This is a genomic window from Aquimarina sp. EL_43 (genome assembly GCF_943422735.1).
Classification (GTDB): domain Bacteria; phylum Bacteroidota; class Bacteroidia; order Flavobacteriales; family Flavobacteriaceae; genus Aquimarina; species Aquimarina megaterium.
Genome location: NZ_CALSBR010000001.1, coordinates 4715556 through 4730150, shown reverse-complemented (window position 1 = coordinate 4730150; position 14595 = coordinate 4715556). Strand labels below are relative to the sequence as shown.

Annotated in this window: 13 protein-coding genes; all 13 read right to left on the bottom strand. The window is 33.2% G+C overall.

Translation table 11 applies throughout. The features are described 5' to 3' along the window. Positions 1-94: 94 nt before the first annotated feature. The 13 genes from NNL09_RS20325 to NNL09_RS20265 all read right to left on the bottom strand — a co-directional run bounded on the left by NNL09_RS20325 (position 95) and on the right by NNL09_RS20265 (position 14512). Positions 95-2500 (bottom strand): glycoside hydrolase family 31 protein, encoded by a 2406-nt coding sequence (locus NNL09_RS20325; protein ID WP_196910119.1) that lies wholly within the window; start codon positions 2498-2500, stop codon positions 95-97. 67 nt (positions 2501-2567) lie between these two features. Beyond that, positions 2568-4478, bottom strand: a complete 1911-nt coding sequence (glgB, locus tag NNL09_RS20320) for a 1,4-alpha-glucan branching protein GlgB (RefSeq protein ID WP_196910120.1) — start codon at positions 4476-4478, stop codon at positions 2568-2570. A 5-nt stretch (positions 4479-4483) separates the two neighbouring features. Then, positions 4484-5755, bottom strand: coding sequence for a glucose-1-phosphate adenylyltransferase (locus tag NNL09_RS20315; protein WP_196910121.1), 1272 nt, complete (start codon positions 5753-5755; stop codon positions 4484-4486). Position 5756: 1 nt separating this feature from the next. Next, on the bottom strand, positions 5757-7166 hold the full coding sequence (locus NNL09_RS20310) for a glycogen synthase (protein ID WP_196910122.1): 1410 nt from the start codon (positions 7164-7166) through the stop codon (positions 5757-5759). 274 nt (positions 7167-7440) lie between these two features. Continuing rightward, positions 7441-8241, bottom strand: a complete 801-nt coding sequence (locus tag NNL09_RS20305; RefSeq protein WP_196910123.1) for a DNA alkylation repair protein — start codon at positions 8239-8241, stop codon at positions 7441-7443. 119 nt (positions 8242-8360) lie between these two features. Continuing rightward, a complete protein-coding gene (locus tag NNL09_RS20300) occupies positions 8361-8675 on the bottom strand; it encodes a hypothetical protein (RefSeq protein WP_051475987.1) in 315 nt (104 codons plus the stop codon). Positions 8676-8800: 125 nt separating this feature from the next. Then, positions 8801-9517 carry a YafY family protein gene (locus tag NNL09_RS20295; protein WP_025663910.1) on the bottom strand — a complete coding sequence of 239 codons (717 nt, stop codon included), beginning with the start codon at positions 9515-9517 and terminating at the stop codon, positions 8801-8803. Next, on the bottom strand, positions 9517-10833 hold the full coding sequence (locus NNL09_RS20290) for a cation:proton antiporter (RefSeq protein ID WP_196910124.1): 1317 nt from the start codon (positions 10831-10833) through the stop codon (positions 9517-9519). The genes NNL09_RS20295 and NNL09_RS20290 overlap by 1 nt, the downstream gene beginning before the upstream one ends. A gap of 207 nt (positions 10834-11040) precedes the next feature. Next, the gene (locus tag NNL09_RS20285; protein ID WP_196910125.1) at positions 11041-11934 is read right to left on the bottom strand and encodes a phospholipase A; all 894 of its coding nucleotides are present in this window, start codon (positions 11932-11934) and stop codon (positions 11041-11043) included. A gap of 220 nt (positions 11935-12154) precedes the next feature. Continuing rightward, positions 12155-12508: a hypothetical protein gene (locus tag NNL09_RS20280; RefSeq protein WP_025663907.1), complete on the bottom strand. Its 354-nt coding sequence runs from the start codon at positions 12506-12508 to the stop codon at positions 12155-12157. Then, positions 12505-13077 (bottom strand): RNA polymerase sigma factor, encoded by a 573-nt coding sequence (locus NNL09_RS20275; RefSeq protein WP_196910126.1) that lies wholly within the window; start codon positions 13075-13077, stop codon positions 12505-12507. Before NNL09_RS20275 ends, NNL09_RS20280 begins: the two co-directional genes overlap by 4 nt. Continuing rightward, the gene (locus NNL09_RS20270; protein ID WP_025663905.1) at positions 13067-13396 is read right to left on the bottom strand and encodes a hypothetical protein; all 330 of its coding nucleotides are present in this window, start codon (positions 13394-13396) and stop codon (positions 13067-13069) included. Before NNL09_RS20270 ends, NNL09_RS20275 begins: the two co-directional genes overlap by 11 nt. Positions 13397-13405: 9 nt before the next feature. After that, positions 13406-14512 (bottom strand): serine hydrolase, encoded by a 1107-nt coding sequence (locus NNL09_RS20265; RefSeq protein WP_196910127.1) that lies wholly within the window; start codon positions 14510-14512, stop codon positions 13406-13408. Positions 14513-14595 lie beyond the last annotated feature (83 nt).

Sequence of the window (14595 nt, the reverse complement as noted above, 5' to 3'; positions counted from 1 at the left end):
AAAATTACGAAAATAACAGGCTACCTTCAAAAAACAATAGCTAATATTTCTTTCAAAAAATCTATATAATGCTTTATTGTTCGATAAAAGGTAATTACTTCGCTATAATATGAAGTTCTGTAAAACCTTTAGGAACACTTAGTATATTATTTTTCGTATCAAAACGCACACTTTCAAATGAAACTACAACATTGTCAATTTCAATTTCATTTATTTTAAAGGGAAGCCCTACCAGTTCTATTTGCATCGTTTCATATTCTGTAACATAACTACCATCTTTATGTTGTTGAATAATAACTTCATTTTCTTTCCCTGTAAAGGAAAAACTTCTAAGACTATATCTTCCTTTGGCATAATCATACCCATCCTGGGCATCCTCATAAACTTTGGATACCTCTTTGTTTCCTAGTTTATAGTATGCTTCTAGTTTTAATTCTTCGACCTTCTTTTCTCCTACGTACTGTTGTATTGGATATTTAGGTATAATTGCTCCTTCTTTAATAAATAATGGAATAATATCCAGATCAGCATCTACCCATTGTTCTTTCCCTCCTTTTACATATGTTCTAGTCCAGTAGTTATACCAATATCCTTTTGGAATGTACATTCTTCTACCTTTGGCATTAGGCTCTTGTATTGGACATACCAGAATTTGGTTTCCAAATATAAATTCATCGGTCCTATAATGAGTTTGTAAATCTTCCTGGTCATATAATACCAAAGATTTTAGCATTGGGATTCCTGCCTCTGCATATTCCCAGAACATGGTATACAAATATGGCAATAGTTGATATCGTAATTCTACATATTTTCTGGTAACATCTACCACTTCTTCTCCAAAAGTCCAAGGTTCCTGATTACCGTGATCTCCAGAGGAGTGTGTACGACAGAACGGATGGAATACTCCCAGTTGAATCCATCGGGCATATAGTTCTCCTGTTGGGTGCTCTGCAAATCCCCCAATATCACTACCTGTAAATGACATACCACTCATGCTCATACGCTGTGCCTGAATATTGGCAATCCACAGATGCTCCCAGGTAGCCACATTATCTCCCGTCCATGAAGAAGTATAACGTTGTGCTCCAGAATATGCAGATCGTGTAATAATAAAAGGTCGCTTAGGATATGCAAATCGTTTTACTCCTTCATAAGTGGCTCTGGCCATTTGCGTTCCATATATATTATGTGCTTTTCTATGACTGCAATAGTTACCATCATAACTATGGCGTACATCATCTGGAAACGTTTTTCCGGGAACCTCCATCACGGCAGGTTCATTCATATCATTCCACACTCCTTTCACTCCTATTTCATCAATTATTTCTTTAAATAATCCAGCCCACCATTCTCTTACTTTTGGATTGGTGAAATCTGGGAAGAAACATTCTCCAGGCCATACTTTTCCTCGCATATAGGGGCCATCGGCTCTTTTACAGAAATAATCATTTTTCATCGCTTCCTGATACACATCGTATTCGTCGTCAATCTTAATTCCGGGATCAATGATAACCACTGTTTTAAATCCATCTTCTGCCAACTCTGCTACCATACGTTTGGGATCAGGAAAATATTCTTTATTCCAGGTAAAACACCTGAAACCATCCATATAATCAATATCAAGATATATGGCATCACAAGGGATTTGAAGCTCTCTAAACTTATGAGTTACTTCTTTTACTTTTTTCTCTGGATAATAACTCCATTTACATTGATGATACCCCAAGGCCCATAGTGGTGGTAATTCGGGCTTACCAGTTAGATCTGTATATCGTGTTACCACATCTTGCATATTAGGCCCATAAAAGAAATAATAGTTCATCTCTCCTCCCTGAGCCCAAAAGCTGGTTACATTACGTCTCTCATGACAAAAATCAAAAAAGGTTTTGAACGTATTGTCAAAAAATATCCCATAGGCTCTTTCTTCATACATTCCGATATAAAAGGGAACGCTCTTATATAGTGGATCCTGGTCTTTGCCAAAGGCATATTGATCGGTTGCCCAATTTTCTACACGTTTTCCTTTTAGATTAAGATGCATTGGTTTATCACCAAGGCCATAGTAGCACTCACCCTGAGGTGCAGATTTACTCATTTTTACAATATTCCCTCCATATTCATAGCTTTGCTCCCAATGAAAACCCCAGTCATCTTTACAAATAATGTTATTTTCATTATCATAAATAGTTACATGAATATTTGCTTTAGCAATACAAATACTAATTTTTGAAGTTGTAATGGTGTATTCTGCATCAGTCTCGTCGACTTTTAACATACTATATCCCCTAGCTCCTGTTTCACTTATAGCATAAGAGAAATCTTTTTCAAAATTATTATCGGTTGCATATCGAAAACGAATTACACTTCCTCTTAGAATGGTAACCTGTAGAATTACTCCGTTTTCTGTAGTAAAATTTAGAGTATCTACATGTTGCGAAAAGGAAATGATCTTACCAGGAAACAAATTTCCTTTTTGTTCTAGTTCTGTATTGATAATCATATCTGTTCTCTTTTTTCGATTAGTTAGATTCGGGAAACTCCTAATTGTTTATAAAATTATTATATACTTACGTATTGATTTTAAATACAACTGCTGCTAATGGTGGAATGATAATCTCTACAGAATATTTTTGGTAATGCCATTTTTTTACTTCTATAGCTATTTCTTTTTGGTTAGAAATACCACTACCTCCATATACTATAGCATCACTATTAAATAATGGTATTAATCTTCCTTTACCAGGCAGTCCTATACGATAATTTGTTCTTGGTATTGGCGTAAAATTGCAAACAATAATCAAAGGATCTTCTTTATCATTTCCTTTTCTGATATATGCAATTACCGAATTCTCATGATCATCATAACTTATCCATTCAAAACCAGAAGTACTAAATTGTTGTTGATATAATGCAGGGTGTTTCCTATATAATATATTTAAATCTTTTATTATTTTCTGAATTCCAGAATGATAGGTATACTGAAGCACATACCAATCTAAGCTATTCTGAAAATCCCATTCTTCTCGCTGTCCTAGTTCTGCTCCCATAAAAAGCAGATTTGCTCCCGGATGTGTGAACATATACGTATATAGCAGTCTAAGGTTAGCAAACTGCTGCCATTCATCTCCTGGCATTCTTCCAATTATACTGCTTTTACCATGAACTACTTCATCATGTGATAGCGGAAGCATAAAATTTTCGGTAAATGCATAGGTCATACTAAAGGTAAGGTCATTCTGATGGTGTTTTCTATAAATTGGCTCTTTTGCAAAATACTGTAATGTATCATGCATCCACCCCATCATCCACTTCATCCCAAACCCTAATCCTCCCAGATAAGTGGGTTTAGAAACCATAGGGAACGATGTAGATTCTTCTGCTATGGTTTGTACATCAGGAAAACTACGGTATACTTCTTCATTTAATTCTTTCATAAAAGCAATAGCTTCGAGGTTTTCTCTCCCGCCATATATATTGGGTTCCCATTCTCCATCTTCACGAGAATAATCCAAAAATAGCATAGAAGCTACAGCATCTACTCGTAACCCATCAGCATGATACTGATCCAGCCAAAAAATGGCGTTACTAATCAGAAAACTTTTTACCTCATTTCTTTCGTAGTTAAATATTAGACTTTTCCAATCGGGATGGTATCCTTTTTTCTTATCTGGATGTTCATAGAGACATGTTCCATCAAAAAAACCAAGACCATGAGTATCCTCGGGAAAATGCGACGGTACCCAGTCTAAGATAATTCCAATATCGTTTTGATGAAGCTTATCTATTAATACTTTAAATTCTTCTGGGTATCCAAAACGAGATGTGGGCGCAAAATATCCGGTAATCTGGTATCCCCATGAGGGATCATAAGGGTACTCCATCACGGGCATCAATTCTACATGGGTAAACTGCATTTCTTTAACATAAGAAACCAATTCATCAGACAGTTCTATATATGATAAAGATCGATTTTCTTCTATCTTTTTTTTCCAGGAATCCAAATGCACTTCATAAATAGAATAAGGAGCATCAAGAGCATTATGCTCCTTGCGTTTATTCATCCATACTACATCTTCCCAATTATAATTATCATCCCAGACAACAGAAGCTGTTTTTGAAGGATGTTCGCACCGTCTGGCATAAGGATCTGCCTTTTCTGTCTTAATATCATTATGGTTAGAGTGAATTTTATACTTATATACACTTCCTTTTCTTATGTTTGGAATAAAACCTTCCCATATTCCAGACTCATCCCATCGTACATATAATTGATGTTTTCCTTCTACCCAATGATTAAAATCTCCAATTACAGAAACAGATTTTGCCGAAGGTGCCCAAACAGAAAAATAAGTACCTTCTACTCCATCAACTGTAGTGATGTGAGAACCAAATTTTTCGTATAAACGATAGTGTTTACCTGTTTTAAAAAGATTAATATCAAATTCTGAAAAGAAACTAAAAGGAAGCACACTATCCATATACACTACAGTTTAAATCCATCAGGAATTACAGTTCCCTTTTTTATAACAACAACACCTTCTCTTATCACATACGAATCTTGTTCAATATCTTCAAGATGCATACCTCCATTAATAACAACATCATTTCCTATCCTGGCATCCTTATCGATAATGGTATTGGTAATAGAACATCGATCTCCTACACCTATCGGCGGAATCCCATTGTCTCGATCATTTTCTAATTCATTTATATTCTGATAGGTGTTACTTCCTATCATATAAGTATTTTTGATCATTGTATCGTTTCCTATTCTAGAACGAATACCAATCACAGAACGTTCTATTTCTTTAGCATTAATAATACAACCTTCAGCAATCATGGATTTGTTTAATCGGGTACCCGAAATTTTTGAAGGAGGAAGTATGCGTGGCCTGGTTAAAACCGAATGTTCTTTGTTAAATAAATCGAATTGAGGAATATCATCGGTTAAGTTAATATTTGCTTCGAAAAAAGCGGGTACATTCCCTATATCTGTCCAATATCCTTCATATTGATATGCCAATACTTTATTTTTTGAAATTGCCTGGGGAATAATTTCTTTTCCAAAGTCAATAGTATCAGGATTAGATAAAATATCAACCAAGAGTTGTTTATTAAATATATAAATCCCCATAGATGCCAGATAGTGCCTGTTTTCATTTTTCATTTCATTACTAACTTCAGACTCCCATCCAGAAAGTTCTTTCAGCTCTGGTTTTTCTACAAAAGAAGAGATAAAACTATTCTCATCGGTTTTTAGGATTCCAAACTGGGTAGCTTCCTTCGATTTAACAGGTATAGTTGCAATTGATATGTCGGCTCCTTTATCTACATGAGCATCCAGCATCTCATTAAAATCCATTTGATATAACTGATCACCAGATAAGATCAATGCATATTCAAACTCATGATTTAATAGTTGATACATCGATTGGCGTACTGCATCTGCAGTACCTTGATACCATGTTTTATTATCCGGAGTCTGTTCTGCTGCCAGAATATCAACAAAAGCATCGCTAAAATTGCTAAAAATATAAGTATTCTTAATATGCCTATTTAAGGATGCAGAGTTAAACTGGGTAAGCACAAACATTCTTTTTATATCACAATGTATACAATTAGAAATAGGAATATCTACTAATCGGTACTTTCCAGCTATAGATACTGCAGGTTTAGATCGTTGATCTGTAAGAGGGGATAATCGGGTTCCCTGGCCTCCTCCTAAAATAATGGCAAGAACTTTTTTGTTGATCATTTTATGGTATTAGTGATTCATATATGGCGATATATTGATGAGCAGATCGATCCCATGAGTGATCGATTTTCATAATCTGTTTTTGTATTTCTTTATATTTTTCTTGATCCTTATATAGAACTACCGCACGTTCTATTGCATAGTAAACATCTTGTACAGAAGCATTATCATGACATATCCCAAAACCTTCTTCACCTATATCTATAACTGTGTCCTTAAGCCCTCCTATTCTTCTAACTATAGGAATGGCCCCATATCGTAATGCATACATCTGATTAAGGCCACAAGGTTCTACACGAGATGGCATTAATAAAAAGTCTACACCTGCATAAATGATATGAGATAATTTTTCGTCATACCCAATGTATGTATTATATCTACCAGCAAATTTTTCTTGTAGTACCAGCAATTGTTCTTCGGTTTCAGAATTTCCTGAGCCCAAAATCATAATGTTTATATCGGTAGTATGTAGTGATTCTTTAATGATATCTGGTAATAGATCTGCTCCTTTTTCTCCTACTAATCGTCCTATGAAACCAAAAAGAGGTTTGTCTATATCTAGATCAAAATGATTACAAATCCATTTTTTATTTTCCTTTCTACCAGAAACCACATTAGTTCTTTGGAAGTTACTTATTAGCATTGGGTCTGTCTCGGGATCCCAGGTATGGGTATCAATTCCATTGAGGATTCCGATACATTTTTTTCTTTCATGTCTTAAAAGCCCTTCCAGACCATTTGCATTTTCTTGCAGTTCTTCCATATAACTTGGGGAAACCGTAGTCACTCTCCAAGCACATTTTATTCCTGAAGCCAGGGGATTAATACAGTTATCCCAATCTAGCAGCCCTATTTTTTCTCTATTGAAAGCAGGTAAATAATGTAGTTTATCGTACGATAACTGCCCTTGATATTGTGCATTATGAATAGTCAAAATCGTAGATATTTCCCTAAGATTTGTATATGGGTTTGCATGAGTCATCAAAAATGGAATCAATGCAGTATGGTGATCGTGACAGTGAACTATATCGGGCATCTTTTCTAGAGTTGTTATCCAGTCTAGAACCGCTAATTGAAAAGTAATACATCGTTCTGCATCATCTTCATAATTATACACATTAGGTCTATCTAATATATCCTTGATATATACCAAATATGCATTGAATCCAATATCAGGAGATTGTACTTTTTCTATACTATATGGATAAGTAATTTCTCCTAACTGTATTGTACTCTTATATATAGTTTTTTGTTTCGAATCTTTTACAAACTGGTTATCATAAAACGGAGTTATTACACTAGTTGCAAGCTCCATTTTGTTTTGATATTTTGGCAAAGCACCTACAACATCTGCAAGCCCGCCAACTTTGGCAATGGGATAACATTCAAAACTTATATGGAAAATATTCATGAATAAAACGAACCTATTTTTTTAATCTGTTTTTATTGATTTAAAAATCATTTAAAACTATGAAAAACCCAATAGATACCGGCTGAAGTTATCTCAAAAACAAGCAGTGTTAATGATTATTTAATAAAAAAATAACCAAAAAATTTCATTATCAACATTCAATGAAGAATTCGTAATAGAATGGGTTAGATGATATCATTTTCTAACTACTGATAATTCAAACTTGGTCATGCAAAAAAAGTAAAAACAACTACATTTATTGTAATAAAGAACTTTACTTATTAATAGTTCGTAATGCTTTTTTTAGAATATACTGTGTTTCTTTGGTCGTGGATTCTTTTGCCCATCTTGAACATACATTTTTCACCCATTCTGGTCTGGATTTACTGGCGTCATTGAGCCAATTGGCAACAGAATCCCTAACATATTTAGAAGGATCAGATTTAAGAGGATCTAATAGTGAGATTCCTTTTTCTGGGTGTTCTTTTAGCTCATCTATTTTTTTTGTCCACACTCCTATAGGGCGTGTAGCTTCTACTGCATATCGTCTAATATTTTCATCATTGCTAGAAGTCCATTCTGATAAAATATTAATAGCTATATCAAGATGTTCTATAATACCTTCTTTACAGGAAAATATAGCTACTTCCCTAACTCCAAAGTGTAAATCTGCTGCATAAGGAGCAATGGCTTCGAGTTTTTTATCAATTTTACTTTCTCTAAGACCTACCCAATAGATAGCCCAACATCTGGGAACATCAGAAATATGATTAGAAAGGTAATCAACAATACTTTGATCATTGGTTAGTTCTAGAAACGTCGTTCCTATAACTTTGGTATTAGCATTAGCAGAAGGTTTTTTTTGGGCAGATACTGCTTCATAAAAATTATCATACCAATCTGGTTTTTTTATATCATCGAGGATTTTTTTTAAGAGTGTCAACTGGTCTACGGTAAGCCACTCCATAAGATTTGCTGTTTGGATCAATCCTTTATTTAAATAAGATATAACTTCATCATCAAGGTCTTTAAAACTTCTGGCACCTTTTCTATTGAGAATATGTTCTGGGATCATAATAATGATATGTGAGTGAGATACTTTTCAAATGTAGCAAAATAGTATTTAAGATAGAAGCATGAGATTGCTTAACCCCCTTCATTAAAAGAGGGTTTTTTGGTAATTAAAAAGAAGAATTACTCTTCAAAGTGATTAAATGTATCAAAGTGATGCATTTGAACAGATTCTTGTTTAATGATACTAAAAGCAGAAGTTGCTATATCGTTTTTCATAATACCTGTAGCTGCATCTTTAGCAGATTTCATATCGCTCCAATATACAATATCGATATATTTTCCATCTCCATTTTTTGCTGTGGTTCTTTCTATAAATCCGTAATATAATTTTAATACATCATTTAGAGAAGCTAATGCTTTTTCAGCTTCTTGCTGTGAGTATCCGGGATTGACTTCAAACAATACGACTTCTACTACTTTACTTCTGGTTTTCATTAATACAGGGTTTTGATTTGGTTTTGTTGTACAATTAAACAATAGGCTTATCATAATGATTAGGATTAATTGTTTATGATTTATGATTTTCATCAAAACTAAATCACACCTGTGACAACCCTATGTCAGTAGTATTTTTCTTTTGGAAAAGTCGAAAAATCACACTCCTCGGCTCTTTTTTTGTAATAGTCCTCGAGGCTAAAATGTTTTGGAGAAAAAAGCTCCTGAGTTTCAATAAGATTAAGAATGCGATCTGTTCTAAATTCGCGATAGTCTTTTCTTAATCTACAATGCGCAATCATGATCCAGGTATTGTTAGTAAAATATACTCCAAGCGGTTCGATTAATCTTTTACTATACTCTCCAGATGCTTTGGTATATTGGATTTCGAGCACTCTAAAATCTGTAATTGCTTGTTGAATAACCGATAAAGAAGTACTTGTACGAATTACAGTATTGTTATACGTAAAAACACGTTCTTCAAGAATTTTAAGTTTTTCTTTTTGTGTAGTTTTAAGTACTGCAATTACCTTATCTATAGCTTCTTGATATTCATTAATCAAAGATTGATCATTGTTTGTTTTTATGATCTTGGAAGCGGTAAGTAATGCATTTGCCTCTTTTTCTGTAAACATAACGGGTGGTAGGGAATATCCATCTACCAGATAGTATCCTGTTCCTGCTTCTGCTCCAATCGGTACTCCAGCATCGGTGAGCGCTTGCATATCCCTATATATGGTACGTAAACTTACCTCAAACTTATTTGCTAATTCTGCTGCCTGAACAACTTTTTTGGATTGTAATTTTACTAATATGGCAGTTAATCGATGTAAACGTTTCATTATTCGGTTTCATGTTCATCAGATGATGGCAAAGCATCATCAATTTCACTTAGATCTGTTGTATTATTAATAAAGTATTCGGTTTCTTCTATACTTTCATTGGGTTCTGTTGTTTCCAATTCTTGAGTTGGATTCATTTTTTTATCTCTTATCATCCCTCCTGTCATAATCAAACTGGTCCCTATAATTACAAATAACAATATTCCCGGTTCGAATCCTTCAACCATAGCTTCTGCAGGGATAGCATAAAATAAAAGTACTGTAATTAACCCTCTTGGTGCAATAAACAATTGAGGTGAAATATCTTTCCCCATGAAAAGACGTAACAATCCATATCGTATAACATAAATAGAGATTAATATCAAAAGACTAATCAGAGTAACTTTTAGACTTAATAAAGAAGAAAGCACAATGGTTATCCCAAAAATCACAAAGAATAATGTACGCACTACAAAGGCCGTTTCGGCAGTAATTACATGTAATTCATGATAAATAGATTTTGCTTTTTCGAGATGAAGATATCCTCTAAGTTTTCCTTGAAAAAATAATTTCATATTGGCAATTACTAATCCAAAAATCAGAATAATTATTAATGATGATAAATGCATTTTTTTTCCCAAAGCATACAATAGCAGTAGTACAGCAATAAGTAAAAACAGTTTTACCTGGCTTTTGATTTTCTGAAATATGAGAATAATAGCATAACTAGCTACTAATGAAATCACAATCGTAAGTATTAGGTTAAGAAAAAAACCGCCTACTCCCGAGTCTTCTGCCGGGTTTAGTCTTCCGGTAAGGAAATAAAACAACATAATTCCCAGAATATCAGAAAATGTACTTTCATAGATATGAAATTCTTTTTTTGCAATAGGTAGTGATGATACGCTGGGTATAATAATTGCACTGGATAATATCGATAATGGTGTTGCGTATAACCATGCGGATTGCATTGTCATTCCTTTTACTAATGCTTTTAAAATTACAGCTGCTATAAATGTAGAAGCGACCAATCCTATTAATGCAATTGCCATTGATTTGAGAATGGGCATAAGTTTATCGCTTTTTAATTCTAATTCTAAGGCAGCCTCGAGAACGATCATAATCAACCCGACAATACCCAATACTTCGAGCATTGGAAAAAAATCAATCGTGTCCCCACCAAAAGCTTTAAGAATATACTGTATGATAATCCCCAGAATGATTAATAATAGTACCGCAGGAACATTAGTTTTTTTAGCAACTCCATTAAAAATAAAAGATAAAATAATAATAAGCGAAATTCCTATAATAACATTGTAAGAAGAGAAAATTTCCATAGAGAGGTCTTGGTTGATTATATTAGATGATCTATAAACGTATGAAAAGATAGTAAATTATTTTAAAGTAAAAGAGCTCCTATCAACTACTTTATAGTTTCATATAAGTATACACCAGAGAAAGAGGTTTTTATCAAAAAAATCAGACAATTTTTATAACAATCAATTGTACTAGCTAAACAACTATTTACATTGTTTCAAAAAATATTACCTCCATTGCAAAAGGGATAGTCCTACCCCAACAGTAGTTTGTTTATGGTTATAATCAATAAGACTTTCTCCGTACCCATGAAATACTTGAGCATGAATTTGTAATAGGTCTAATACTTTAATTGCGTAATCCAATCTAATACTACCTCTATTTCTACTTCCCCCTCTTAGAGAATGTCTTGCTGTTATACTAATATCATGTCTTCCTTTTGAGAATGCAGATAAAAGTTCAACACGTCCTATATAATTCTCTATTCCCGGGTTGTTGTCTTCTATGGGAGTTTCTTGTACACGCCACCAAGGTTTCAATACGATGCTCAAAGAAGGAGTCTCCCACCCAACCTGTAAAACAACCCTGTTCCAACTTCTGGATAAGGGATTTGATCTTCCATTACTTTGATGATTAATACCAATACCTGCAAAGACCCCATTTAATCCCCATATTTTATAAGTTGTAGGAAAAGTTAACATGAATTCTGGCTCGTAATTGGTTTCTCTAAAAGGTCTTGAAATATGTGCACTATAAAGTTGCCAACGTGAGGACTGGGTATAGGCAACCCATAAATCCCCACCAATCTTTTTACCAAATATATTTCGTATAGCCTTGGTTTTAAAACTAAGTTGAAATTTTAATTCGGTATTAGTAAAATCAGAAGGTTCATCTACAGAATTTATTGGATTATCGCTTACGGGTTGATTATTTATATCGCTAGTATAATTGGCCAGTAAAAAATAAACGGGTTTGTATGGCACTATTTTAAAAAGTTTAATAGTATCATTATTGATTTGCCAGCGTCGAGACAAATTTCCTCCCGGATCGTGAATTATGGTTTGTCCTAAACTAAAAGAATAGGTAAAAACCAATAAAGTTAGAGAAATAAATACTTTCACCAGTGCAATTTTCTTATTCTTAATACTTAACTATATCGAAAATGATTCCTAAATATTCTAAATGAGGTATATTGTAATTTTAAAAATGTAGGATGGGATAAATATACATACTTTTAACAAGTAATTATTTAAGAAATATAGTAATTATTTGTACACCAGAGACGAATGATCCCCTTTTATGCACATTTATTATTCATTAGCTATTGGTCTAAATTTGACATTATTTAAATTTATTATCAAATCTGTTTTTTGTACCGCGATACTCGTTTAATCTTATAATAGAATTTATATAAAATAAGAGTACTAATGTAACAACAACAAACACGGGTGTTTTAGGAATTTTGGTTAGTACACTTAAAGAAATATTGCTATAGTTTAAAAATTTAAAAAGAATGAATGTTATGGTTAGTATCAAAATTGAACATGTAATCAAAATAGGCTTAAATGACCACCAAAAAGACGTTTCTTTATTTTTTTGATCTACTTCAATAGTATTCATGAGTGTATTTATAAAATCATCTGAGGTTTCTATGGTACTCTTACTCATGATTTTTTTTAATTCTTCTTCTTTCATAGCAAATGTTTTAAATCGTTTCCTAGTAATCGTTTTAATTGAAAATGTATATTTTCTCTACCTCTATGTAAATCGACTTTGATTTTTGAAGGTTTAAAGCCGGTAATCTCTTCTATTTCTTTAATACTTAACTCACAGAGATAAAAAAGCCGCAATAATAAAGACTCATCCGGGCGTAATTTTTGTAATGCCAGATTGATGTATTTCTTTTGGTCGGCTTCACTTAGTATGCTTTTTTCTTCTGAAATGATAATAGCTGCATCCTCAATAACACTTAGGGATACATTTTGCTTTTGTTTTTTTAATTGATTGTAACATGTATTAACAACAATTCTATACAACCAGGTAGCAAATGAAGATTTGAAGCTAAACGTATCTAATTTATGATACACTTTAATAAATACATCTTGCACTACATCCTCTGCAATACTTGAATCTTTTATAATAGAAGAAGCCAAAGAAAGTGATACATCTTTATATATATAGACAAGTTGTCTAAAAGCAGATGTATCACCTTTGTTTATCTTACGAATTAGTTCGTAATCCTGTTGTGTAGGATTATTTCTCAAGTTTCTTTCTTATAAAATGAGCAACTACTAATCCACCAGCAGCAAAAATTAAAATCGTACCCCAAACCAATAAATCTGCAGTGTCTTCTAATAAGTTCATTGTAGTAAACAGAGATGAAACCAATAATCCTATTCCTAATCCAAATACAATACACCCAATATCAAGGTATTTGAATTTATTAGTTTTTTGATCCAGGTACATCCCTTTCTCTATCATTGCTTTTTTAATGAGGTAGTTATATCTGGCAATTATAAAAACAAGAAGTATTGCTGCTATAATAATGGTAATAAATCCTAAAAATTCATTTAAATTGTTCATATGATTATCTTAAAAATGTTTTCCTAAAAGTTGTTCTATTGTTTCTAGTAAAGGAAACAAATTATCCGAATTCCCAAACATTACAAACCCGTATTCCTGATTTGGAATAAACATGGTATATGCCTGAAAGTCTTGATTGTTTCCTGTATGTAAATGCATCATTCCATATGGTGTAGGTTTCTGAGCAAAACCGAGCCCCCAACCTGTCTGTCCTGTTTCTTTTAAAAGTTTGTTATCTGATTTAAAATGATTATGCTCTTTAAGCATTTCATCTCGAGTCTGTTTTTTTATATTCCTGGGATTCATCATTTCTATCAAAAACAAAGCATAATCCCGGGCATCAGACTGCAAACTATATCCAGGCCCTACTTTTTTATCCCTATGCATTTCTAAGTTTACTTTACCTTTCATATGTCCCTTAGCTGCATGGTTTTCTAATATATCATTCCAAGTATAAAAACTTCTATCCATACCGATGGGACGTGCTGCTTCTTTAAGAAAAAGAGAGTCTAGTGCACTGCCCCATCCAATATCTAATTTTGTCCCCAAAGCGGCTCCTAAATGCTGATACGCTTCACCAGAATAAGAAAAATCTGTTCCGGGTTTGAAAGCTATTTTGATAGGTCCTTTGACCCAATTAGGAATTCCTGTACCATGAGACATTATAATGCGAGGAGTTAAAGTCTTATACGCTTCAAAAGATTCTTTAGCAATAACTCCTGCAGGAAATATAGCTTTAAGATATGGATAAATTGGTTTATCTATATCAATCTTACCCATTTCTGCCATTTTCATTATAAAATATGCAAACAATGGTTTAGAGAGAGAGGCTGCTTCAAAGATAGTTTGCTTGGTTACAGGCTCCTGTGTCTTATTATTCACAACTCCAAATGTATTATGATATACAATTTTGTTATTATTTACTATGGCAATAGAAAGGCCCGGCACTCCTATAGAGTCCATTGCTTTTTCTAAATGTTGGTTAAGTTTAAAGACGTTAATATTTCTGCCGTCAGGAACTCTTATAAATTCAGAATTAGTTTGTCCAAAAGATATTCCTGACATTGTTATGAATAACAATATATATGCTATAGAAATTTGTTTTAATTGATTCATTTTATCAAATTTTAAATGTGAGTAACTATGGTATTGCGAATTCACATGTATTTGACAAGACGATTAAAAAAAAGGTTACAAAT